The sequence below is a fragment of the Paraburkholderia sp. RL17-373-BIF-A genome (genome assembly GCF_046030175.1).
In the GTDB taxonomy this organism is placed as follows: domain Bacteria; phylum Pseudomonadota; class Gammaproteobacteria; order Burkholderiales; family Burkholderiaceae; genus Paraburkholderia.
The window spans coordinates 73,736-97,339 of sequence record NZ_JARESO010000004.1; the positions used below are offsets into that span (position 1 = coordinate 73,736).

The window sequence follows — 23,604 nt, forward strand, 5'->3', positions numbered from 1 at the left end:
TCGTTTGATTGGATTTAAGCGTAAGCAATCCCCGCAAAAAATGAAATCCGCGCGAGCGGTAGCCGGGCAGCCGTGTTTCCTGGTCCGTCTAAAGCTTTCCCCAATGCATCGCCGAATGTTGGGCGAAGAGCCAAAAGTAATCGCCGTTTCAGGGTAACTATTGCTTTGCAGCGCTTTTTCCGCTAGTTATGATGGACCACGTAATACGCTTTGAATTGCACCTAAAACGACCGCCATGCCCCAGCCTTCGCAATCCGCCACGCCCCTCGCACCGATCGTCTACATCGTCGACGACGACAGCGGCATGCGCACGTCGCTCGCGTGGCTGCTCGACTCGGTTGGCGTGAAGTCGGCGGGTTTTCCGAATGCCGGCGAGTTTCTCGGCGCGTTCGATCCGGACGTGCCCGCCTGTCTCGTGCTCGACGTGCGCATGCCCGAGCAAAGCGGCTTCGACGTGCAAGCGGAATTGAATCGTCGCGGCGCCACGTTGCCGATCATTTTCGTCAGCGGCCACGGCGATATTCCGATGTCGGTGCGCGCGTTGCAAAACGGCGCGATCGATTTCGTCGAGAAACCGTATAACTCGCAGCAGATGCTCGACCGCGTGCAAAGCGCGCTGAAGCTCGCCGCTCAACGTCACGTGGCCGCCCAGAAGCAGCGCGAGTTGCGCAAGCGGATCGAGTCGCTGACCGCGCGTGAAAAAGAGGTACTGCGCGGCGTGATCGACGGCAAGGGCAGCAAGCGCATTGCCAGCGATCTGTCGATCAGCGTGAAGACCGTCGACGTGCATCGCTCGAGCATCAAGGACAAACTCGGCGCGGCCTCGATCGCGATGCTGGTGCGCGAGGTGATGGCGGTGTGGGATCAGGATGCGGACACAGGCGGCATGCAGCGTTGAAGCATGCCGCGTTGGTGTGCACGCCCATCGGCTTAGCGCATGAACACGCCACCGTTCACATCCCAGCACGCACCGTTCGCGAAGTAAGCATTTTCCGCGGCAAGCATCACGGCTACGTCGGCGACATAGTCCGCTGAGCCTAGACGTCCGGCTGGAATGTTCGCGATCACTGCCTTCAGTTTGTCGGGGGCCACGCTTTCATGGACGATCGGCAGATCCATCGGTCCGGGCGAAATGGCGTTGACGGTCACGCCCGCAGCGCCGAGATCGCGCGCGAAGACCTTGGTGAGCGTGATTACACCGCCTTTCGCGGCCGCATAATGCGCGCCGGTTGCCGAGCCACCGTTCTGTCCCGCAAGCGACGCGATGTTGACGATACGGCCAGCGCCCGTGTCGGCGAAATGCTGGCCGAACACCTGACAGCCGAACAGCACGCTGCGCAAGTTCACGTTGATCACCTGATCGAATTGCTCGGCGGTAATGTCCATTACGGATACGACCTTCGAGGCGCCTGCGTTGTTGACCAACGCGTCGACGCGGCCCCAGCGCTGCAGGATCGCGTCGCGCGCCGCGATGAACGCGGCTTTCGCGGTCACGTCGAGATTCAGCGCGAAAGCCGTGGAACCGTCGGCGCTCAGATCGCGCGCGAGAGCTTCCGCGGCATCGAACGCGATATCGCCGATGGCAACCGCGTAACCCGCCGCATGAAAGCGCGTCGCGATCGCGGCGCCCAGGCCGCGCGCCGCGCCGGTGACTAGAACGACTCTTTTCTGCATTGCATCCACTCCACTTCGCTTCACTTCGAAAAATCGGCCGCCGTTCGAACGGCCCGAGGCATGGCTCAAGCGATTCAAGCGGCGAGGGCGGCCTCGAAACGCGCCGCGATCGCGCACACCTGCTCGTCCTGACCCTTGCGTCCGACGATCTGCAGACCTGCCTTGAGCGGCGAACCGCCGATCGGCAGCGGCAAACTCAATGCGGGATGGCCACTCAGATTGAACGGCCGGATCAGCGACGACATCGCGATCACCGACTTGCCGCCGCGTGCTTCGTCGAGTGTGATCGGCAGGGCGGGCAGCGTGGGGAGAATCAGCACGTCGACATTGCTTAAAGCGTGATCGACTTCCGCGGTGAAGTCGCGGCGCACCTGTTCGGCCGCATCGAGTTGCGCGGCGGTGGTGTTGGCCGCGGCGCGCAGGCGCGCGTCGAGATCCGCGCCGAGCTTGCCACTGGCCACCAGATGACCGAACGCGCGCGAAGTCTCGACATTGATGACCGCGACACCCGCGTCGAACGCGGCGGCGAGGCCGGCGAGCGGCAGCGCGTGCGCGGTGCAGCCGGCTTGATCGGCGGCGCGTGTTACAGCTTCGAGGATCTCGGGCGCGGCGTCGGCCTGCACGATGCCGACTTTGCACGCGCCTTGCCACGCGTGCGCGGCGTTCGCATCGAAGTTAGCGGCGATGGCCTGCATCGCGGCAACGAGCATGCGCATGTCACGTGCAAACGGTCCAACGCAATCGAGCGTGGACTCTCGCGGCGCCACGCCGAGTCGCGACACGCGCCCGAAGGTGGGCTTCAAACCGATCACGCCGCAACATGCGGCGGGGCCGCGAATCGAGCCGCCGGTGTCGGTGCCGAGCGCGGCGTCGGCGAGCTTCAGTCCGACTGCCGCCGCCGATCCGCTCGACGATCCGCCCGGAATGCGCGCCGCGTCCTGCGGATTCTGCGGCGTGCCGGTGTAGTCGTTGATGCCGGTCATGCCGAACGCCAGCTCATGCATGTTCGCTTTGCCGACGATGTGCCAGCCGGCCGCGAGCAATCGTTCGACGACTTCGGCATGCTTTTGCGCGGGCGGCGTATCGGCCAGTGCGCGGCTCGCGGCGGTGGTGGCGTAACCGGCGATGTCGATCGTGTCCTTGATCGCGATGCTCGGGCCGGTGCCGCCTAACGACAGCGTGTGGATAAACTCGTTCATGGGTGCGGTTTCCTTGCATTGACTTGCCACGGCGCGTCGAACAGGCGCTCCGTGCGAAAGTGCGTGATGAGCCAGTCGCGGCCGTTGCCGGCAGGCGCGAAATCCACTTCCAGGCGCGCCGAGATCAGTTCGGCTTGCGCATCGACATAGCCGGACGCCTGCAGCATGATCCAGCGGCCTTTCGCGCTCGCGCCTTGCACGTCGATAGTTTCCGACGTGAGGAAGTGCACGTTCACCGAGAAATGCGGCGAGGGCGGCAGGTAGCGCGTGAGCATCGCGAGAATTTCAGCGTGGCCCGTCAGGCGGCCGAACTTGTTCGCGTACTGTGGGCCGATGCCTTCCCAGATCGCGTCGGTGGAGAACAGCGCCGCGAGCGTCTCGCCTTCGAGCGCGCCGGACGGCACGTCGCATAGCGCCATATAGCGCGCCATCGTGCGGCGCACGGCCGATTCGGCTTCGAGCGCGGCGAGCCGTTCGGTCAATATGGCAAGCGTATCCTGGTTCGCGTTCATTGCGGCACGCTCAAGCGGCGTTGGCATGTTGCGGCGGCACTTGCAGCGCACGTCCGACACGCGCTTCGATCTTGCCGTAGCGCCACAGGTTGTACTCGCCCACCGGCGTGGTGCGATACAGATTGCACACGGCTACGGTGGTGTCGAAATCGCGCACGTCGGCCATGATATAGAAGGTCCAAGGCGAGTTGTCGGCATGGCCTACCGTGAGGCGGTCGTCGTCCATGATGCCGAGCACCTTGACGCCTTCCATCGCTTCGACCGCGGCCAGCATCTTGCCGTAAGCCTGCCAGACTTCACCGATCTGTTCGCGCGGCAAGTCGAAGAAATTCTGCGTGACGCCGCAGCAGAACAGAACACGCAGCGGCAGCGTTGAAGTATCGGACATGAGGTGTTGTTCCTTTCAATCGTAGTGATGTGGGTGGATCGTGATCGATTAGAAAATGGCTTACAGGTAGCCCGGAATCGGCGGCACGCCCACGAACACCGCGCCGGCGCCGTCGTAGTTGCCTTCGCCGAGAAACGCGTGCTGCGTTACGACCATCGAGTCGCGCAACAAGCGCTGCAACGGATGCGAGCGATAAATCGCCATCGTGCCGCCGAGCCGGTAAGCGCGCTGCACGACATCGGCGCCTTCGCGGGCGATCTGCGTCGCCGAGAGGCGCAGCAGGCTCACCTGATCGGCAGTGACGGGATTGCCGGCGAGGATCGATTGCCACACTTCATTGGTCGTGTCGTAGAAAAATGCACGCGCCGAGCGCAGTTGTGCCTCCGCTTTCGCGAGTTCGATGCGGTAGTAAGCGCGGTCGGCGAGTTGCGGCGCGCCGGTCGTGGTCTTGCGACCGCCGGCCATGTGGTTGGCGACGTCGAGCGCGGCGCGCGCGAGGCCGAGGTTGACCACGGCGAGCACTTGCGCGGCGTAGGCGATAGTCGGGTAGCGATACAGCGGTTCGTCCACGCAGGGTTCGCCGCCGCGTACGAAGGTCCAATCGTCGGCGACGAACTGGTCGGAGACGCGCAGATCGTGGCTGCCGGTGCCCTGCATGCCGACCACGTCCCAGTTTTCGACGATCTCCACCTGATGCGGACGGAACACGGCCGTACGCGGTTTGCCGCCGGTGCCAGGGGCGCCAGCGCCGATGCCCACGCCGAGCCAGTCTGCGCCTTTGCAGCCGCTCGCGAACTTCCACGTGCCGTTCACACGCCAGCCGCCTTCCGCGGGCTGCGCCGGTTGCACCGGAAAGAGACCGCCCGCGAACACCTGATCGGGGCCGTCGGCGTAGATTTCCGCCTGGGTGTGCAGCGGTAGCGCCGCCAGGTAGACATTGGCCGAGCCGAAGCTCGCAACCCACGCCGCTGAGCCATCCGCTACCGCGATGCGCTCGATCATGTCGAGAAACGCGGCGGGAGCGAGCGCGTCGCCGCCGAAACGTCGCGGCGTGGCAGCGCGATAGATGCCCGCGCGCTTGAGCTTGGCGATCACGTCGCGCGGCACATGCGAGAGACGGTCGAACTCGTCGCGGCGCGCGGCGATCTCGGCGATCACTTCGTCGAGCGTCAAACGGGCGGCATTCGATGGGCTCGATTGATCGGCAGCAACGGCGGTGGCGGTGTCGGACATGACGGGGTTTCTCCTTGATTCGTTATTGGCTCAAACTCGCGGCGCGTTGGTGCTCGACATGACGCGCCGTGCAGGTTCAGACCAGTCTAGAAATGCAAAAAGAACGCTTCAATTGGGACGCGGGCCTCAGTTTTAGGTAACGCTCCGGGTTCATCTAAAGAAATCTTCAGACGCGCAATGCGCGCACTGGTGTTATGTTTCTGCCCATACGTGATCGAACCTGTGTGCCGTACCACCCGATGAATTTCCCCGCCGAAGAAGACTTCCACCGCCTGCTCGACGCGCTCACGCTGTGCGTGCTGCTGCACGACGCCGAGACCAAGGCGATCGTGTGGGCCAATCGCGCGGCCTGTGAGGCACTCGGCTTTACGCTCGCCGAATTGTTGCCGCTCAAGGCGAAGGACATGACGCGTCCGGTGCCGAAGTACCGCCGCGAGATCGGCGTCGGCGCGATGGACCGGTCGATCACCGAAGGCCCGCAGGTGTATGAGTGGTGTTACCGCTCGCGCACCGGTGCCGACATGTTGTCCGAAGCGATCGCCACTTACGTGCCGCTTCGCGAGCGTGCGGTGGTGATGGTGCAGTTCCGCGATATCAGCGCCGAAGACACACTCAAGCAAACGCTGCGCCGCTACGAATCGCGGCTGCGCGAATTCATGCAGGATCTCGGCGAAGGCGTCGCGGTGCTGACGCCCACGGGCGAAGTGGAGTTCGTCAGCGAGTCCGGCCGGCGCGTCCTCGGCCTGGAAGAGGGCGCGCCGATGGGGGACGTGCTCGACTATTGCAGTGAGCCAGACCGCAGGCGTCTGCTCGACCAGCTTGCCGACGCACCGCGGATTCAACCGTCGGCGCCGCAGCGTTACCGCATCACGCGCCGCGACGGTACGGCGGGCTGGCTGCGCATTACGTGCCGGCGTATCGAGATCGAAAACGACCTGAATGGGCGGCTGCTGCACTTTCGCGACGTGACGGACGAAGTCGCCGTCGAAGAAGCGCGGCGCAACGAAGCGCGTTTGCTCGAATATGCGGGGCGTTACAACGCGATGGGGGAAATGGCGACAGCGATCGCCCATGAACTGAGCCAGCCGCTTGCCGCCGTGCGCAACTTTATCGAAGGCGCGATCCGGCGGCTCGCGCAACCCGCTTCGATCGACGACGCCGTGTGGGGCCTGCGCAGCGCCGATCGTCAGGCGGAACATGCGGCGTTGATTATCAAGAGCGTGCGCGATTACATCGTCAAGCGCGAGCCGAGCGAGACGCATGCGGACCTGCGCGAGGTGCTCGCGGATGTGGCGTACTTCATCGAACTGCGTGCTCGCGAGGCGAGTGTGACGCTCAAGATCGAGCAGGCCCCGGAGCCGCTGCCTATTTATGTCGAGCGCGTGTTGATCGGGCAGGTGGTGTTGAATCTGGCCTTCAACGCGATCGAAGCGCTTGGAGAAGGGGCCAACGAAGGCGCGGCAGCGCAGCGTCGGGAGCTTCGCCTCGTCACGCACCTGCGCGGCAAGTACGCGATCGCCCAGGTCATCGATAACGGCCCAGGCGTTCCCGCCGATGCACACGGCCGGCTCTTCGACGGCTTCTCTTCGTCGAAAGCGGGCGGCAATGGCATCGGGCTCTCGCTGTGCAAGAACATCGTCACGCGGCACGGCGGCGAGATCTGGGCGAAACCGGCGCAGCAAGGCGGGCTCGAATGCAGCTTCTCGATTCCTCTCGTCGCCGCGCCGCCCGGCTGATCGCAGCTCAATCATGCGTGGTGCTGGTGTTGCGGGGAATCGTCACGAGCGTGAGCGCGGTGATCACGCCGAAGCCGATCAGCATCAGCGCGACCGGCCACGGCGCGCGCACTTTCGCATACAGCGCGGTGGCGACGAGCGGCGCGAGTCCGCCGGAAAAGACCGAAGCGATTTCGTGACCGAGTGCCATGCCCGAATAACGCACTTCCGTGGGAAACAGTTCGCCCATCAATGCGGGTTGCGTGCCGATCATCGCCGCGTGGCAGAACGGCAGTCCGAGCACGAGCGACAGGAACACGAGCATCGGCTGATGCGTGTCGATCAGCCAGAACGCGGGAAACGCGATCACCACCAGGCCGAGCGCGCCGATCATATACACCGGCCGCCGCCCGATCACATCCGACAGACGCCCCCACAACACGATCGTCACGAGTTCGAGCAGCATGGCGACCATCACGCCGCCGAGCATCACCGAAACCGGCACGCCGATCGTCTTGCCGTACACCAGCACGAACGAAAGAAAGATATACGTCCCGCCGTTTTCGGCGACGCGCAGCCCCATCGCCTGCAAGACCTGCTTCGGATGATTGCGCAGCACCGTCAGCACCGGCATATGCTTCGGTTTGGCGGCCGTGAAGTCACGGCTTTCCGGCAAGCGCCGGCGAATGTACACGCCCACGCCGAAGATCAGCACGCTGGCAAGAAACGGCACGCGCCAGCCCCACGACATGAAGCTTTCGACCGGCAAGCGCTGCACCAGATAGAACGCGGCCGCCGACAACACGAAGCCACCCGCCACGCCCAACTGGCTGAACGCCGCATAGTAGCCGCGACGATTGGCCGGCGCGCTCTCGCTGATCAGCAGCACGCCGCCGCCCCATTCGCCGCCGGATGCGATGCCTTGCACGACCCGCAGACACACGAGCGCGGCAGGCGCGAGAAAGCCAACTTGCGAGAAGGTGGGCAACAGGCCGATGCCGAAGGTCGCCACGCCCATCATCATCAGCGTGATGACGAGCGCGCGTTTGCGGCCGTGCCGGTCGCCGATATGGCCGAATACGATGCCGCCCAGCGGGCGCGCGAGGAAACCGATTGCAAAGCCCGCGAATGCGGCGAGCGTGCCGAGCAGCGGGTCGCCATGCAGCGGGAAGAACAACGGTCCGAAGATCAGTGCGGCGGCGGTGCCGTATAGAAAAAAGTCGTACCACTCTAGCGCGTTGCCGAGCACGGAGGCGACGATGATCCGCCGCAATGTTCGCGAGGTGGCCGGTGCCGCGGATGCAGGAGGCGCTCCGGCCGTGGGAGAAAACGTGTCGTTTTGCATCGTCGTGCTCGCTGTTCGCGGTGGTTAATGGGGAAGGCGCTAACGTCCGAGTGATTTCGCAGTCTGGCCACCAATGCCGAAATCGGTATTCGGAATGTCCTTGATCATCACGCGGGCGGCGGCAAGCGGCGTGTCGAGCACGTCCGCGCCGGTTTTGCTGAGCGCGGCGATCAAGGCTTCTTTTTGCGCGGGCGTGCGGCCGGTGATGAGGATCGCCACGATGGTGAGAAGCGGTGCCCGAGTGTTCGCATTGCTCACGCCACCCCAGCCGAAATCATGCGGCAGCAATTCACTCAGCAGAATCCGCACCGATTCGGCGGGTGCGCCGATTGCAGTGACGGTAGCCTGCGTGAGACCCGCGATCAACTCCGCCTTGCGCGCCACTTCGTGACCTTCCGGCAAAAAAACTTCTAATGTGGGCATCGCTGCGCTCGTAGTTTCAAAGGCCAGGAGATCAGAGCAGGAAACCGATCGCGCTCAACGCTTCGGTCGAATCGATCAGCCGGATCACCTTCTGCACGATGCGCGGCTCGCCGCTCGCGAAACTGATGCGATGCGTGAGGTCCGCGGCGAACAGCGTCGACTTGCCGCGTTTATAGGCAACGATGACTTGCGCCGAATTCACCGTGACTTCATCGCCGGCGTCGCTCGTGAGTGTGAATCGCGACACGGTGCGCACCGTGCGGGCGGCGTCGCTCGCCGAGGCCGAATAGCCGGACGTCATGCGTTGCACGCGTTTTTCGCGCATGTCCTGATCGTCGTATGCGTAGTTCAGCGTGGCGGCGAAGTCGGTGGTGTCGTGATCGATCGGCACCACGTAGAAGCCCGCCGGGTCCCACAGCGTGAGCCACTCGCGATAGTCCTTGCGATCCAGCAGTTCGGCTTCGCGCCAGATCAGTTCGATCGCACCGGCGAATGTCTTCTGCGAAAACAGCGTGTTCCTGTCGTCCATCATGCTTGCTCCATCATCGTGCGCCATTGCGCGTACGCTTCGCGCATGCCGGTTTCGTCGGTGGCGTGGGCGGTTTTTTCGCCGTTTGGCGCTGCGCTCTCGCGATTCAAGCCGCGGTTCACGAGAATCGGCAGATCGGGGCCCGCATGCGAGCCGCGCTGCACGCGCTCCCACGCTTCGGCGTCATCGGGACTGCCGAAACCGAACGGGCCTTGGAAGTGTTCGTGAATGCGCAGACGCACGCGGTTCGCTTCCTCGGGGCCGCCGTCCATGGCGAGCGCGACGTGACGGATCTCGGTCTCGTTCGCGGAAATGGGCCGCAGCACGCGGAAAAACGCCATCGACAGCGCGAGGTTCGGAAACAGGTTCAGATTGAAGCCGACGCCCATCAGCGAGCGCACGATGCGGCGCACTTCTTCCGACGTGTGGTCTTTCGCGAGTGATGCAGCGAGCTCTTCGAAGCGCTCGGGAATCGGCGCGCCGTCGTCCTTGTCGAGATCGACGATTTCCGGCACCAGCACGGCGAGGCTGTGACCGTTGCCGAGCGAGCGGCAGAAGGCTTCGTCGCTCGTCATGAAGCTCGTGATCGCGGCGGCGGTTTCGTCGTCGATCGACTTCATCCAGGACTTGTGGACTACCGGGAAGTGATACAGGTCGGTGGTGTTCTCGAGCTGGATCTTCCAGTTGCCGTTGAAGCGGAAGCGATGCTCGCCGTTAGCCTTGATCGGATAGCCCGCGCCTTGCTTCATGAACAGATCGATCCACGGCTTGGCACCGCCGAGGAAATCTTCGAGCGGCTCGATCTCCTGATTGAAGCTCGCGAAGATCAGGCCTTGATAGATGCCCACGCGCAGACTGGCGAGCGGCAGTTCGGTCTTGTCGACCACGCCTTCGTAACCGTCGCCGTATGGCAACGCGCGCAATGCGCCGTCGAGGCCATAGGTCCAACTGTGATATGGGCACGTGAAGCCCTTCGCGTTGCCCTTGTGCTGTTCGCAGACGGTCGCGCCGCGGTGACGGCAGCGGTTCTGCAGGACGTTGACGGCGCCGCTCTTGTCGCGCACCACGATCACCGGCTGACGGCCGATCGTGGTGGTGCGGAAGTCGCCCGGATTCGGCAGCTCGCTTTCGTGCGCGACCCAGATCCACGTCTTGTAGAAAATGCGCTCGAGTTCCGCTTCGAAGACAGCCGGGTCGTAGTACAGCGACGGGGCCACGCGATCGGACTGCGCGCGCTGAAATAACGCGCTCGTGTCGACGGTCTGATATGAGGATTCGCTCATGGCTGTGTAGGTGGGGTGGTCGATGAAGCGCAGTCTCGCCGACTCGTTGATATGCGTCAAATTGATCTAAAATGAAATATAAAATCAACCGCATGGATATCTCGATGAACTCGCTGGACCACGTCGACCTCAATTTGCTGCGCGTTTTTCAGGCGATCGTCGAAGAACGCAGCCTCACCCGCGCGGGCGAGCGGCTGGCGCTGTCGCAACCCGCCATCAGCTATTCGCTGGGGCGTTTGCGCACGCTGTTCGACGATCCGCTGTTCATCCGCACGCGGGCCGGCATGCAGCCCACGCCGATCGCTCTGGAACTGTCCACTATCGTGTCCCGCGCGCTCGATACGGTGCGCGAAGCGCTGCGTTACGCGGAGCATTTCGACCCGGCGGTGAGCACGCGCACGTTCCGGCTATCGCTCTCGGACGCGGGCGAACTGGCCTATCTGCCGCCGATCTGCGAGGCTTTGCACCGGCAGGCGCCGCGTGTGAGATTGCGCATCGAGCCGTTGCCGGTCGAGGAAATGGAAGACGCACTGCGCGCGAGCCGGCTCGATTTCGCCATCGGCAATCTGCCCACGCTGACCGCGCGTACACGGCATCAGGCGCTGTTTGAAGAGACGTACGTGTGTATGACGAGGAAGCGCCGCGGCCTGCCGCGCACGAAGGACCTGAGCCTGAAGGCGTTTCTGGATGCGTCGCACGTGCAGATCAGCTCGGTCGAGCACAGCCACCATGCGCTCGACGACGAATTCCGCGCGCAAGGCGTCGGGCGTCATATCGCGCTGGAACTACCGCATTTCGTGGCCTTGCCAAGTGTGCTGGCCGTCACCGATCTGTTCGCCACGCTGCCGCGGCGTCTCGCGCATATTTTCAATCGCGACGGCGGCTTTCAGATCTATGAGTTGCCCGTGACCTTGCCGATCGCGGCGGTTACGATGCACTGGCACGAGCATTTCGATCAGGACGAGGGCAACGTGTGGCTGCGCAATCTGATGGGGGATATCGTGCGGCGCTTCGATGAGAAGTGACTGCCGGGCCGCGTCAGGCGCGTTTGAACAGGTCTCGTGCGATCGAACACAGCAGTGTGGTGGTCGGCGATTCATCCTGCTGACGCCGGCTCATGATGATTGGCGAAGCGATATTGGCCGCCGGAATGGGCCGGTACACCACACCGTGCGCGCGCAGACCTTCCACGCTTTCCGGCACGAGGCACACGCCCACTTGCGCCGCCACCAGACCCAAAGCGGTCTGCAATTCCCGCACTTCGTGGATCGCTTTCGGCTCCAGCGCATGGTCGTGCATGGCCGATAGCTGCTGGTCGGCATAGCTCGGGCGCGGCGTGCTCGGGTAGACGATCAGGGTTTCCTGCGCGAGGGCTGCGAGCGTTAGCGGCTTCTTCTGCCGGGCGAGCGGATGGTCTTGCGGCAGTGCGGCAATCATTCTTTCCTCTAGAAGGACTTCGCGCGCGAGTTGTGCATCGTCAAAACGCAGGCGGCCGAAGCCCACGTCGATACGGCCGCCCTTGAGCGCCGCGAGTTGTTCGATCGTGAACATCTCGATCAGCGACAGTTCGATATGCGGCGCCGCCTCGCGAAACGCGCGGATCACGGCGGGCAGCGCGCCGTACAGCGTCGACGGCACGAAGCCGATCACGACGCGCTCGGCCAGTTGCGCGAGGCGCCGCGTGAGCGGGGCGAGTTCGTCCGCCTCGTCGACGAGGCGCTTGGCCTGCGTATAGAAAATCCGCCCGGCTTCGGTCAGTCGCAGCGGCCGCGAACCGCGCTCGAACAGCGCCAGCCCGACGCTTTCCTCGATCTGCTGGATCTGGCGGCTAAGCGGCGGCTGCGTCATATGCAGGCGATGGGCGGCCCGCGTGATGTTCATCTCTTCCGCGACCGCGATGAAGTAGCGGAGTTGGCGTAGTTCCATGCATACCCCTACGGTATGGAAGTAGTCGGAATCGGTGTTGGACTGCTTCGCGGGTTGTTTTTACTATTGGGGCTCCCGGTCAAGCAGTTCAGGAGGGCAACGAATGATAGCAACACCCGTGAAGATCGAGAGTGTGGAGACGATTCTCGTCGACGTACCGACGATCCGTCCGCATCGCCTCTCGGTCGCAACGATGAACTGCCAGACACTGGTGCTGGTGCGCATCCGTTGCGCGGACGGCTTGGTCGGCGTGGGCGAGGGCACCACGATCGGCGGCCTCGCTTACGGCGAGGAAAGCCCGGAAAGTATCAAGGCCAACATCGATACCTATTTCGCACCGTTGCTCAAAGGGTTGGACGCGACGCGTCCGGGCGCCGCGATGGCGAAACTGCGCGAGCTGTTTCAGGGCAACCGTTTTGCGAAATCCGCGCTGGAAACGGCTTTGTTCGATGCGCAGGCACAACGCCTCGGCGTGCCGCTGTCGGAGTTGTTCGGCGGGCGCGTGCGCGATTCCGTGGAGGTGGCGTGGACGCTCGCGAGCGGCGACACGCAGCGCGATATCGACGAAGCCGAGCAGGTGTATGAAACGAAGCGCCATCGCGTGTTCAAGCTGAAGATCGGCACGCGTGCGGTTGCCGAGGACGTGGCGCATGTCGTCGCGATCAGAAAAGCATTGGAAGGACGCGGCGAAGTGCGCGTTGATGTGAACCAGGCGTGGAGCGAATCGGAGGCGATATGGGCCGCGCGGCGGTTTGCCGATGCGGGCGTGACGCTGATCGAGCAGCCCATCGCGGCGGAGAATCGCGCGGGCCTCAAGCGTCTGACCGACCTCGCGCAGGTGCCGATCATGGCCGACGAAGCACTGCACGGCCCGGCCGATGCGTTCGCCGTTGCCAGCGCGCGCGCCGCCGATGTGTTCGCCGTGAAGATCGCGCAATCGGGCGGCCTCGTGGGCGCGGCGCACGTGGCGGCCATCGCGTCGGCCGCGAATATCGATCTGTACGGCGGCACGATGCTCGAAGGCGCGGTCGGCACGATCGCCTCGGCGCAACTCTTCAGCACCTTCGGCGAGTTGAAGTGGGGCACGGAACTGTTCGGCCCCTTGCTGCTGACCGAAGAGATCCTCACCGAACCGCTGCGCTACGAGAATTTCGCGCTGCATCTGCCTCAAGGTCCGGGTCTTGGCATCACGCTCGACTGGGACAAGATCGACCGCCTGCGGCGCGATACGCGCAAAGGCGCCAGCGTCACCACGAACTGAAGCACTGAAGGCTCATCCGTTAGCCATCCAGAACATCAATCGAAGGAGATACCCCATGAACAAGCAAGCTATCGACGCGCTGCTCAATAAAATCAACGACAGCGCCACCAGCGAAGGCAATCCGCGCACCAAGCAGATCGTCAACCGGATCGTGCAGGACCTGTTCTATACGATCGAAGACCTCGACGTGCAGCCCGCCGAATTCTGGACCGCGCTGAACTATCTCGGCGACGCCGGCAAGAGCGGCGAACTCGGTCTGCTGGCCGCGGGTCTGGGTTTCGAGCATTTTCTCGATCTGCGTCTGGATGAAGCGGAGGCGAAGGCCGGTATCGAAGGCGGCACGCCGCGCACGATCGAAGGCCCGTTGTATGTGGCCGGCGCGCCGGTCTCCGATGGGCATGCGCGCCTCGACGACGGCACCGATCCGGGCCAGACGCTGATCATGCGCGGCCGCGTGCTGGGCGAAGACGGCAAGCCGCTCGCTCACGCGCTCGTCGAAGTGTGGCACGCGAACCATCTCGGCAACTACTCGTACTTCGATAAATCGCAGCCGGCCTTCAATCTGCGCCGTTCGATCCGTACCGACGCCGAAGGCAAATACAGCTTCCGCAGCGTCGTGCCGGTCGGCTATAGCGTGCCGCCGCAAGGCCAGACGCAACTGTTGCTAGATCAACTCGGCCGTCACGGGCATCGTCCGGCGCATATTCACTTCTTCGTTTCCGCGCCGGGCTTCCGCAAGCTGACCACGCAGATCAATATCGACGGCGATCCGTATCTGTGGGACGACTTTGCATTCGCCACGCGCGACGGCCTCGTGCCGGCGGTCAAGCAGGCTGAAGGCGCCGAAGGCACACCGTATGGCGTAGACGGCAATTTCGCGCTGATCGATTTTGACTTCACGCTGTTCAAGGACCGCGACAATCTGCCGGACGCCGAAGTGGAGCGTCTGCGCGCTGAAGCCTGATGCCGCTTTCGCAGGGCTGAAACCGGGCACCTGAGAGAAAACGCCCGGACATATCGCACGAATCTGTCGGCCCTGGTTGCGCGGCGCGATTGGCCGGGCCGCCAGGGCTTTTTTGTTACCGATCAGAGAGGAGAGCAAGCATGCTGTTTCACGTTGAGATGACCGTCCACCTGCCGGCCGATATGGATGCCGAACGCGCCGCGCGCCTGAAGGCCGATGAGAAGGCGATGTCGCAAAGGCTGCAACAGGAGGGCGTGTGGCGGCATCTGTGGCGCATTGCCGGCCGCTACGCAAATATCAGCGTGTTCGACGTGGAGAGCCCCGCGCATCTGCATGACGTGCTGAGCCAGTTGCCGCTGTTTCCGTATATGGATGTGGAAGTGCGCGCGCTGTGCCGGCATGCGTCGTCGATTCGCGACGACGACCGGTAAGACGAGGCGGTTGTGAAAGGTGCTGCGAACGCAGCACCTTGTTGATGCTTTAGAGATCCAGCACCAGAACCGGCGACGCGGCGCGTGAAATGCAGCAGCAGATCACCTTGCCGCTCGTGCGTTCCGCTTTGCTCAGGCAATGGTCACGATGCTCGGGCGTGCCACTCACCACGTCGACCATGCACGTGCCGCACACGCCTTCACCGCACGACGTATCCACTTCGATGCCGATCGACGCCAGCGCCGCGACGATGGTCGTGTCCTTGTCCACGCGCACGGTCGCGCCGCTGCTCGCGATCTGCACGTCGAAGGTATCGAGCGTGACCGATTCGGAGTTCGTGGTTGAAGCCGGCTCAGCGGCAAAGCGTTCAAGATGAATCGCTTCTGACGCGACATGCGTTTCGCCAATCGCCACCACACGTTCCATGAAAGGCGCCGGCCCGCAGGTGTAAACGTGCGTGCCTTCGCGCGCATTCACAAAACAATTGCCGAGCACCGCATCGAGTTGCTCGCGCGCGACGCCGAAGTGGAGCTTCACATAATCGCTGAACGGCGCGCGTGAGAGCAGCGGCAAGAACGCCGCGTGCTCCGCGCTACGCGCGAAATAGTGCAACACGAAGCGCTGCTGCTGCTTGAGCAGACGGTACGCCATGCTCAGGAGCGGCGTGACGCCAATACCGGCGGCGATCAGAATATGTTCTTCGGCGCCCGGCGCGAGTTGGAACAGATTGCGCGGCGCGCCGATGGTCAATTCGCTGCCGACCGTGACATCCTCATGCAGTGAACGCGAGCCGCCGCGTGACGTGTCTTCGCGCTTCACGGCGAACAAGTGCGCGTCCCGCTGATCCGGGTCGCCGCACAACGAATACTGTCGCGTGACGCCGGACGGTCCGGTGACGTCGATGTGCGCGCCGGGTTCGTAGTGATCGAACGGTTGCCCGTCCAGGCGCGAGACGCTGAACGAGCGCACGCCATGCGCTTCGTCGCGAACGCTATCGACGCGCACGTTGAAGGTGGTTCTTTCCATGATCTTGCCGGCAAAAGAGAGGCGGACGGCGCATGCAGCGAGCCGCATGCGGTTGTGCGTCAAGGATAGGAAACCGCGCTAAATCAGGCAAATCGATTAAAAATGGTTAGTCAGATAAATTAGACTGATAATGCTGCGGCGCAGACGCACCAGACCGTAGCTTCAAATCCCGGCCAGATGCCGCACCAACGCCTTTTCCGGTCGCGGCATTGCGTTCAGGTCGCGCATGCAGATCAGCAACTGGCGCGCGGCCCAGCTATCGGTCAGCTCGATCGTGCGGATGCCGGGCGTGCCGCGATAGCGCTTCGCCGCCGTGGCCGGCACGATTCCCACGCCGGCACCTTGTTCGACCATGCAGCAGATGGCGTCGAACGTCCGCACGTGGGTGCGGAAGCTGAGCGGCTGGCCGGCCAGCAGCGCGCGCTCGCCGAGGTAGGCCTGCAACGCGCTGTCCGCGCTCAGTCCGATGAACTCCCTGTCCGCCACTTCCGCGAGCGTTGTGCGGCGGCGGGTGGCGAGCGCGTCGTCGCGGCTCGTGATCAACACGAGTTTGTCGATGGCGAAGGGGAAGGTCTGCAACGCGCCATGTTCGACCGCATCGGAAATGATGCCGATTTCAGCCGCGCCGCTCAGCACCGCTTTGACCGTCTCGCTGCTTTGACGCTCCTTCAGGTCGATCTGCACATTGGGGTGATCGCGCAGAAAGAGGCCGATCGTGGCGGGAAGGAACTCGGTGATGGCCGCCGTGTTGGTCCACAGGCGTATGCAGGCTTTGCGGCCTTCCTGATGCTCGCCCAGTTCGCCTTGCATTCTTTCGATCTGCCCGAGTACGAGCCGCGCGTGATGCGCGAGCGTGTCGCCGGTCGGCGTGGATTCGACGCCGCGTCGGCCGCGTTCGAGCAGCGGCATGCCGAGCGCGTCTTCCATGCCGCGCAGCCGCGCGCTCGCCGACGGCAGCGACATGTTCGCGCGCGCGGCGCCGTGAGTGATGCTGCCGGTTTCGAGGATATGCAGAAACAGGCGTAGATCGATGAGATCGAAGCGCATGGAGGAACGGGTTGTTGTTCGGTTGTGGGCGAGGCTCAGCCTGTGGTCACAGCCTTAGCCCCAGCCTAAGTCACAGTAAGTATCTTACGCATTGTGGCCGTCCTCGCGGCGATTGAAAATTGCCGACATCACTTCAATAACAACATTCCGATGATCTCTTCGTTTGCAATGCGTGCGGGCGTGGTCGCCGCGACTTTCGTGGTCGCCGGCTTCGTCAAGGGGGTGACCGGCATGGGACTGCCGACCGTCGCCATGGGTGTGCTCGGCACGCTGATGCTGCCGGCGCAGGCTGCCGCGATGCTGCTGTTGCCGTCGTTCGTAACGAACGTCTGGCAACTGTTCGCGGGTCCGAGCGTGCGGGCGCTCCTCAAACGCTTGTGGCCGATGATGCTGGGCATCGTCGCCGGAACGGTCGCGGCCGCGTCGTTCATTGCGGGCGGGGGCGGCGAGTGGGCCGTGGTCGGACTCGGCGCCGCGTTGACGCTCTACGCCGTGGCCGGTTTGCTGGCGTGGCGCTTTTCAGTGCCGGCGCGGCACGAGCGCTGGTTGTCGCCGGCGATCGGCGTGGTGACGGGCGTCGTCACCGGCGGCACTGGCGTGTTTGTCGTGCCGGCAGTACCGTATCTGCAGGGGCTGGCATTGAAGAAAGAGGATCTGGTGCAGGCGCTCGGCTTGTCGTTCACGGTGTCGACCATCGCGCTGGCGATCGGACTTACCAGAGAGCACGCATTTGCCGCCGGCGATCTGCGCGAATCGCTCTTAGCCGTGGTCCCGGCGCTGCTCGGCATGTGGATCGGACAGCGCGTGCGTGGACGCATTAGCGCGCAAACGTTCAGGCGCTGGTTCTTTATCTGCCTTCTCGGACTGGGCATTCAATTGATGGCGCGCGCATTCGTTTAATCAGGCAGTAGTGAAAGCGAACGTGGAAGGAGCAAATCGTGTGGCCCATTATTCTGGATACGCTCGGCGCGCTGGCGGTGCTGGCCAGCGTGGCCGCGCAGATCATGTTGCTGCGTAAGTGCTGAATTCACTGCGTCGTAAGCGGTGGCAGTGCCATTCATGGAGCCGTTCTCACCAGAACGGCTCCACGCCCGCCTCAGAACGGTTTGGTCGGCAGATACTTGCCGTCCAGCGTGATGACGGCACGGTGACCGCCTTCCGGATCGTCGACTTTCTTGATGTCGAGCTTGAAGTTGATGGCGCTGATGATGCCGTCGCCGAACTGCTCGTGAACCAGCGCCTTCAGCGTCGAACCGTAGATCTGCACCATCTCGTAGAAGCGGTAGATGGTCGGATCGGTCGGCACGCCGCCCGGAATGCTGCCGCGTAGCGGGATGGTTTGCAGCAGACGCACCGCGTCTTCGCCGAGTTCGAGTTTGTCGGCCACGACCTTGGCGGCGTTTGCTGGCAGCGGATGCTGGCCGAGCAACGCGGCGGTGACGAATGCAAGACTCAGACCCGTGCCTTCGTTGATCTGCTCGAACGTCAGATTCTTGCGAACCTTTGCGTCGATGATCGCGTCGGTCAGGGCTTCACGCGGGGCCTGGCTGTATTGGGATTGCGTCATGATGAATTTCCTCGAGGGTAAGTAAAGTCAGGCCGCGACGTTGAGTCGAGCCGGGGTGGCACATGCATGCGGATGTTCCGCGAGAGAAACGAAGCGGTTCGTCGAACCGTCGAGCGTATCGATCGAGCCGGTTTCGATGTCGTACACCCAGCCGTGCAGCGCCAGATGTCCCTGTTCGAGGGCGAGCCGCACGGAAGGATGGGTCTTGATGTTCGCGAGTTGCGCGATCACGTTTTCACGGACCATCGAGTCGACCCGGTCGCGTTCGCTTTTGTGCTCGCGCGCCTCGTTGACGATTTTCGCGGAATCCGCGTAATGCAGCCAGTTGCGCACGGCAGGCATATGGTCCATGCATTTGCAGGTCGCGATGGCCGTCATCGCGCCGCAGTCGGAATGACCGCAGATCACCACATCGGTGACGCCGAGCGCGGCGACCGCGTACTCGACCGTGGCGGTCACGCCGCCCGGCTCCGGGCCGTACGACGGCACGATATTGCCCGCGTTGCGGATCACGAACAGATCACCGGGCTCGCGCTGCGTAACGAGTTCCGGCACCAGCCGGCTGTCCGAGCACGAAATGAACAAGGTACTCGGGTGCTGGCTCGTGGCCAGCTTCCTGAACAACTCGGAGCGCTGCGGAAAGGCGTCGCGCTGAAACTTCAGGAAGCCGTCGATGATGTCTTGCATGGTTCGCTCCATCGGGGTGTGGGTTGGGAATCGATGGATGAACAATGCGCCGATCAAACTATAGCGTCCAAGACTGGTTTATTATTCTCTCGATAGGGAAGACCAATAGTACGAGAGGACATCATGCTGCTCAGGCACATCCGATATTTTCTTGCAGTCGCCGAGCACCGCAATTTCACGCGCGCGGCCGAGGCGCTGCACGTGTCGCAGCCGACGCTGTCGCAACAGATCCGGCAACTGGAAGACACGTTGCGGGTGCAATTGCTCGACCGGTCCGGCCGCACGATCCAGTTGACCGATGCCGGCACGGCCTATGTGCACTACGCGCAGCGCGCGCTGCAGGACCTGGAGGCGGGCAAGCGGGCGATTCACGACGTACAGGAGTTGAGCCGCGGTTCGCTGCGTCTCGCGATGACGCCGACATTCACCGCCTACCTGATCGGCCCGCTTCTGGAGAAGTACAACCGCCGCTATCCGAACATCACGCTGAACATCCTCGAAATGCCGCAGGACAGGATGGAGGCGTTGCTGAACGAAGATGCGCTCGACATCGGCATCGCATTCGACGAAACGCACACACCCGACATCGAGACGCAGACGCTATTCGTCGAAGCACTGGCGATGGTGGTCGGCAACGCGCACCCGTATGCGAAGCGTCGTTCCGCGTTGAAGCTAAGTCAATTTGAAAACGAAGCACTCGTGCTGCTTAACGAAGAGTTCGCAACGCGTCAGTACATCGATCGATATTGCAGACAGCACGGCATTTCGCCGCGCATCGCGATGGAGGTGAACTCGATTGGCGCGGTCGTTCAGATCGTGCGCCGCAGTGCACTCGCCACGCTGCTGCCGGCCGCGATCGCGCGCGAGCATAGCGATCTGTTTCTCGTGCAGCTGGAGCCGGCTCTGCCGCAGCGTACGGCTGCGCTGCTATTGCGCAAGGGCGCGTATCGGAACGCGGCAACGCGGGCCTTCATTGAGCTCGCGCTCGAAGAGCGTGCGGCTGAAACAGGTGGGCGGCGCGCAAAGGCTGTTTTGTGAAACGCTGACGGTTTGAACCGCCTACACTGACAAGGGGAGAGCACCGTTCGGTCTTATGCGCGCGCTTACTCGCGATCCCCCGTTCGCGCTGGCGGGTGACGCCGCCACTCGCATCGAGCCTTCGAGCTATCCGCGTCACCTGTCTTCCGATTGTTCGGCTCAACCGACGTATCTATTCGCCTTCAGCCGCTTTATCCCTACGGCCGACATGCCTACATTGTCACCAGTGTCAGCGCCAGTGCATTTCCACCGCAGCCCGCGAATCTTCGCGACAGCGTCGGCGCCAATCCCATTTAAAGGAATCGATCATGAGCAAACTCACAGGTAAAGTTGCTGTCGTAACCGGTGCATCGAAAGGTATCGGCGCGGCGATCGCCAAGGCATTGGCGGCGCAAGGCGCTTCAGTCGTGGTGAACTATTCGTCGAGCAAGGCGGGCGCGGACGGCGTGGTCGAAGCGATTACCGCCGCCGGTGGCAAGGCCGTGGCCGTTGCAGGCGACGTGTCGAAAGCGGCGGACGCGCAAGGCATCATCGACACGGCTGTGGAAACGTATGGCCGTCTCGACATTCTCGTCAACAACTCGGGCGTGTATGAATTCTCGCCGATCGAAGAGATCACCGAAGAGCATTTCCATAAGCACTTCAACGTCAACGTGCTGGGTCTGCTATTGACCACGCAGGCAGCGGTCAAGCATCTCGGCGAAGGCGGCAGCATCGTCAATATCAGTTCGGTGGTGAGCCGCATCACGCCGCCGGGCAGCGCGGTCTATACCGCCACCAAGGGCGCCGTCGACGGTATTACGGGCGTGCTTGCACGTGAGCTCGGCCCGCGCAAGATCCGCGTCAATTCGGTGAATCCGGGCATGGTTGCAACCGAAGGCACGCATAGCGGCGGCATCATCGGTTCCGACTTTGAAACGTGGGCCGTCAGCACGACGCCGCTCGGCCGTATCGGCCAGCCTGACGATATCGCCGATGTCGTCGCCTTCCTCGCCTCCGACGACGCGCGCTGGCTGACGGGTGAAAGCCTGATCGCGAGCGGTGGATCGCGTTAAGCGGTTTGGCGTGAAGAAAGAAAGCCGCCCGCAGGCGTCGCCTGCCGGGCGGCTTTTCGTTTTATCCAGCCGGCGTAGCAGGCGCAGGCTTGGTCAACTCCACCGCGAACAACGCGTCCAGCAGATTCGATCCTGGCCGCTCGGCGAGTCGGGTCAGCGATTCGATCATCCGCACCTGACAGTCCTGTAGCGGAATCATTCTGATCCGCCGCGATTCGTTGAATTCGGCGCGCGCGATCACGCCGACGCCCATGCCTTGCGCGACCGCTTCTTCGAGCGCCTCGCGGCCGTCCACGTACATCACCGGTTCCACCTGCAGCGATTCGCGCACCAGTTCGATCTCCAGCAACTGCTGCGTAACGGATTGCGACTCGCGGAAAATCATCGGCTGCTGCACCAGTTCGGTGTAGCTCAGCTTGCGCTTCTTCGCCACCGGATAGCTCGCCGGCACCATCGCGACCAGGGGATCGCGCCGCAATACACGCGCCTCCAGGCGGCTGTGCACTTGCGGCGCGGCGGTAATGGCCGCGTCGACGGCGCTCGAGAGCACGCGCTGCATGCAGTCCGCGGCGTTGGCGATGGACAGCGTCACGACGATGCCCGGATGCAGCTTGCGAAATGCGCTGATCAACGCGACCGCCAGATCGGGCGCGTCCGCGGCCAGCGACAGCGAGCCGGATTCGAGGCCGCCCGCCGATTCGAGCAGTTGCCGCGCGTCGCGCTCGCAACTGAGCATCTGCCGTGTCACGCTGAAGAGGCGCAGACCGAGTTCGGTGGTCTCGACGCCGCGCGGCCCGCGTTCGAACAGTTTGACGCCGTAATCCTGCTCCAGCCGCCGCACATGATCCGAAACGGCCGGCTGCGTGAGCGAGAGCGCCTGCGCCGCTTTGGAAAACCCGCCATGTTCCGCGACCGCATGAAACGCCCGCAATTGCGCGTATTGCACGTGTGCCTCGCCGAGCTATAAGTTATTGCGATACCTGCATCGATTATATCGATTTTACCGATGCTGCGCGTTTCTGTACTGTGTGAGTCACCGAAACAGCGATATCGGAGATTCCGACCATGGACAGCGTGATCGACCGCTCCCCAGCCGTGAACGCCGCAAGTTCTTCCACCGTGACGTATGCGGCACCGGCCAAAGGCGAGCCGTACCTGTTGACGCCGGGGCCGCTCACCACGGCGTTCTCGACCAAGGAAGCGATGCTGCGCGACTGGGGCTCGTGGGACGGCGATTTCCGCGCGATGACCGCGCTGCTGCGCAGCAGCCTGCTGGAGATCGCAGGTGACACCGCCGGCGAATACGACTGCGTGCCGCTGCAAGGCAGCGGCAGCTATTGCGTCGAAGCGATGCTCGGCAGTCTGATTCCGCGCGACGGCCACGCGCTCGTGCTGGCCAACGGCGCGTACGGCAAGCGCATTGCGACCACGCTCGGCTATCTCGGCCGCGCCTGCACGGTGCTCGACAAGGGCGATTACCTGCCGCCGCGCGGCGCGGAAGTGGAGCGCATGCTGGACGCCGATCCGGGCATCACGCACGTGGTCGCCGTGCATTGCGAGACCAGTTCGGGGATTCTCAATCCCATCGAGGAAATCGCCGCCGCCACCGCGAGGAAGGGCCGCAAGCTGCTGATCGATTCGATGAGCGCCTTCGGCGCGGTGCCGCTCGACGTGCGCGAGATTGTCTGCGAGGCCTTCGTGTCGTCGGCGAATAAGTGCATCGAGGGCGTGCCTGGTTTTGGTTTCGTGATCGCCCGCAAGAGCGCGTTGCTGGCGGCGCAAGGCCGCAGTCACTCGCTCTCGCTCGACGTCTACGACCAGTGGGACGTGATGAACCGCACCGGCCAGTGGCGGTTCACGCCGCCCACGCACACCGTGGCCGCGTTTATCGAGGCGCTGCGTCTGCACAAACTCGAAGGCGGCCAGCCCGGACGTCTCGCGCGCTACGCGAACAATCGCGACGTGCTGGTGGCCGGCATGCACGAACTCGGCTTCGAGCCGCTGCTGAACGCACGCTGGCGCTCGCCGATCATCGTGACGTTTTTCGCGCCGGCGCATCCGTCGTTCAAATTCGAGCGCTTCTATGAATTGATGAAGGAGCAGGGCTTCATCATCTATCCGGGCAAGTTGACGGTGGTGGACAGCTTCCGTATCGGCTGCATCGGCCAGGTGGATGAGCGCGTGATGCGCCGCGTCGTCGAAGCGTGCGGCAACTCGCTGCGGACGATGGGCGTCGAGCACGCCGCCCCGCCGGCGGCTGCGATCGAAGAACGCAAGACATTGGCCGATGCGGCCTGAGG

25 protein-coding genes are annotated in these 23,604 nt (G+C 63.4%); 10 read left to right on the forward strand and 15 right to left on the reverse strand.

From position 1 onward, the window contains the following. Positions 1-235 precede the first annotated feature (235 nt). Complete coding sequence (locus tag P0D80_RS06170; RefSeq protein WP_408176578.1) at positions 236-898, forward strand: response regulator transcription factor; 663 nt, start codon at positions 236-238, stop codon at positions 896-898. 32 nt (positions 899-930) lie between these two features. Here P0D80_RS06170 and P0D80_RS06175 read toward each other — a convergent pair whose 3' ends face one another. The 5 genes from P0D80_RS06175 to P0D80_RS06195 all read right to left on the reverse strand — a co-directional run bounded on the left by P0D80_RS06175 (position 931) and on the right by P0D80_RS06195 (position 5,006). Then, complete coding sequence (locus tag P0D80_RS06175) at positions 931-1,674, reverse strand: SDR family NAD(P)-dependent oxidoreductase (RefSeq protein ID WP_408176579.1); 744 nt, start codon at positions 1,672-1,674, stop codon at positions 931-933. 74 nt (positions 1,675-1,748) lie between these two features. Further along, entirely contained in the window at positions 1,749-2,873 is a 1,125-nt protein-coding gene (locus P0D80_RS06180; protein WP_408282082.1) for an amidase, read from the reverse strand. Further along, a complete protein-coding gene (locus tag P0D80_RS06185) occupies positions 2,870-3,385 on the reverse strand; it encodes a nuclear transport factor 2 family protein (RefSeq protein WP_408282085.1) in 516 nt (171 codons plus the stop codon). Before P0D80_RS06185 ends, P0D80_RS06180 begins: the two co-directional genes overlap by 4 nt. 10 nt (positions 3,386-3,395) lie before the next feature. Then, positions 3,396-3,773, reverse strand: a complete 378-nt coding sequence (locus tag P0D80_RS06190) for a hypothetical protein (RefSeq protein ID WP_408282088.1) — start codon at positions 3,771-3,773, stop codon at positions 3,396-3,398. Between the two features lie 60 nt (positions 3,774-3,833). Beyond that, entirely contained in the window at positions 3,834-5,006 is a 1,173-nt protein-coding gene (locus tag P0D80_RS06195) for an acyl-CoA dehydrogenase family protein (RefSeq protein ID WP_408282090.1), read from the reverse strand. A 239-nt stretch (positions 5,007-5,245) separates the two neighbouring features. Between P0D80_RS06195 and P0D80_RS06200 the strand changes: the two genes are divergently transcribed. After that, positions 5,246-6,742: a PAS domain-containing sensor histidine kinase gene (locus P0D80_RS06200; protein WP_408282093.1), complete on the forward strand. Its 1,497-nt coding sequence runs from the start codon at positions 5,246-5,248 to the stop codon at positions 6,740-6,742. A gap of 7 nt (positions 6,743-6,749) precedes the next feature. On the opposite strand, the gene P0D80_RS06205 is transcribed toward P0D80_RS06200, so the two are convergent. From P0D80_RS06205 to P0D80_RS06220, 4 genes are read right to left on the reverse strand one after another with little or no spacing between them, the layout of a single operon-like run. After that, positions 6,750-8,066, reverse strand: a complete 1,317-nt coding sequence (locus P0D80_RS06205; RefSeq protein ID WP_408176586.1) for an MFS transporter — start codon at positions 8,064-8,066, stop codon at positions 6,750-6,752. Positions 8,067-8,105: 39 nt separating this feature from the next. Beyond that, positions 8,106-8,489: a tautomerase family protein gene (locus P0D80_RS06210; RefSeq protein ID WP_408176587.1), complete on the reverse strand. Its 384-nt coding sequence runs from the start codon at positions 8,487-8,489 to the stop codon at positions 8,106-8,108. Between the two features lie 31 nt (positions 8,490-8,520). Further along, positions 8,521-9,021 (reverse strand): aromatic-ring-hydroxylating dioxygenase subunit beta, encoded by a 501-nt coding sequence (locus P0D80_RS06215; RefSeq protein WP_408282096.1) that lies wholly within the window; start codon positions 9,019-9,021, stop codon positions 8,521-8,523. Beyond that, entirely contained in the window at positions 9,018-10,301 is a 1,284-nt protein-coding gene (locus P0D80_RS06220) for an aromatic ring-hydroxylating oxygenase subunit alpha (protein ID WP_408282100.1), read from the reverse strand. Before P0D80_RS06220 ends, P0D80_RS06215 begins: the two co-directional genes overlap by 4 nt. A 104-nt stretch (positions 10,302-10,405) precedes the next feature. On the opposite strand from P0D80_RS06220, the gene P0D80_RS06225 reads away from it, so the two are divergent. Continuing rightward, a complete protein-coding gene (locus P0D80_RS06225; protein WP_132374356.1) occupies positions 10,406-11,326 on the forward strand; it encodes a LysR family transcriptional regulator in 921 nt (306 codons plus the stop codon). Positions 11,327-11,339: 13 nt separating this feature from the next. On the opposite strand, the gene P0D80_RS06230 is transcribed toward P0D80_RS06225, so the two are convergent. Continuing rightward, positions 11,340-12,227, reverse strand: a complete 888-nt coding sequence (locus P0D80_RS06230; protein ID WP_132374357.1) for a LysR family transcriptional regulator — start codon at positions 12,225-12,227, stop codon at positions 11,340-11,342. Positions 12,228-12,330: 103 nt separating this feature from the next. On the opposite strand from P0D80_RS06230, the gene P0D80_RS06235 reads away from it, so the two are divergent. From P0D80_RS06235 to catC, 3 genes are all read left to right on the forward strand, one after another. Continuing rightward, positions 12,331-13,488 (forward strand): muconate/chloromuconate family cycloisomerase, encoded by a 1,158-nt coding sequence (locus P0D80_RS06235; protein ID WP_408282103.1) that lies wholly within the window; start codon positions 12,331-12,333, stop codon positions 13,486-13,488. A 55-nt stretch (positions 13,489-13,543) separates the two neighbouring features. Continuing rightward, positions 13,544-14,452, forward strand: coding sequence for a catechol 1,2-dioxygenase (catA, locus tag P0D80_RS06240; protein ID WP_408282107.1), 909 nt, complete (start codon positions 13,544-13,546; stop codon positions 14,450-14,452). A gap of 140 nt (positions 14,453-14,592) precedes the next feature. Then, the gene (catC, locus tag P0D80_RS06245) at positions 14,593-14,883 is read left to right on the forward strand and encodes a muconolactone Delta-isomerase (protein WP_012433151.1); all 291 of its coding nucleotides are present in this window, start codon (positions 14,593-14,595) and stop codon (positions 14,881-14,883) included. Positions 14,884-14,932: 49 nt separating this feature from the next. On the opposite strand, the gene P0D80_RS06250 is transcribed toward catC, so the two are convergent. Beyond that, a complete protein-coding gene (locus P0D80_RS06250) occupies positions 14,933-15,910 on the reverse strand; it encodes a PDR/VanB family oxidoreductase (protein WP_408282111.1) in 978 nt (325 codons plus the stop codon). A 162-nt stretch (positions 15,911-16,072) separates the two neighbouring features. Then, complete coding sequence (locus P0D80_RS06255; RefSeq protein ID WP_408282114.1) at positions 16,073-16,957, reverse strand: LysR family transcriptional regulator; 885 nt, start codon at positions 16,955-16,957, stop codon at positions 16,073-16,075. A 150-nt stretch (positions 16,958-17,107) separates the two neighbouring features. Here P0D80_RS06255 and P0D80_RS06260 point away from each other — a divergent pair, with 150 nt between their 5' ends. Next, complete coding sequence (locus P0D80_RS06260; protein ID WP_408282116.1) at positions 17,108-17,857, forward strand: sulfite exporter TauE/SafE family protein; 750 nt, start codon at positions 17,108-17,110, stop codon at positions 17,855-17,857. Between the two features lie 196 nt (positions 17,858-18,053). Here P0D80_RS06260 and cynS read toward each other — a convergent pair whose 3' ends face one another. Both cynS and P0D80_RS06270 read right to left on the reverse strand, forming a co-directional pair. Further along, entirely contained in the window at positions 18,054-18,524 is a 471-nt protein-coding gene (gene cynS, locus P0D80_RS06265) for a cyanase (protein WP_132374363.1), read from the reverse strand. A 27-nt stretch (positions 18,525-18,551) separates the two neighbouring features. After that, positions 18,552-19,211 (reverse strand): carbonic anhydrase, encoded by a 660-nt coding sequence (locus P0D80_RS06270; RefSeq protein ID WP_408176598.1) that lies wholly within the window; start codon positions 19,209-19,211, stop codon positions 18,552-18,554. A 123-nt stretch (positions 19,212-19,334) separates the two neighbouring features. On the opposite strand from P0D80_RS06270, the gene cynR reads away from it, so the two are divergent. Both cynR and P0D80_RS06280 read left to right on the forward strand, forming a co-directional pair. Further along, on the forward strand, positions 19,335-20,249 hold the full coding sequence (gene cynR / locus P0D80_RS06275; RefSeq protein WP_408176599.1) for a transcriptional regulator CynR: 915 nt from the start codon (positions 19,335-19,337) through the stop codon (positions 20,247-20,249). Between the two features lie 308 nt (positions 20,250-20,557). Then, positions 20,558-21,304, forward strand: a complete 747-nt coding sequence (locus P0D80_RS06280) for a glucose 1-dehydrogenase (protein WP_132374366.1) — start codon at positions 20,558-20,560, stop codon at positions 21,302-21,304. Positions 21,305-21,365: 61 nt separating this feature from the next. Here the strand turns inward: P0D80_RS06280 and P0D80_RS06285 are convergent, their stop codons facing one another. Then, positions 21,366-22,250: a LysR substrate-binding domain-containing protein gene (locus P0D80_RS06285; RefSeq protein ID WP_408176600.1), complete on the reverse strand. Its 885-nt coding sequence runs from the start codon at positions 22,248-22,250 to the stop codon at positions 21,366-21,368. A 119-nt stretch (positions 22,251-22,369) separates the two neighbouring features. On the opposite strand from P0D80_RS06285, the gene P0D80_RS06290 reads away from it, so the two are divergent. Next, positions 22,370-23,602, forward strand: a complete 1,233-nt coding sequence (locus tag P0D80_RS06290) for a 2-aminoethylphosphonate--pyruvate transaminase (RefSeq protein ID WP_408282118.1) — start codon at positions 22,370-22,372, stop codon at positions 23,600-23,602. Positions 23,603-23,604: the final 2 nt, after the last annotated feature.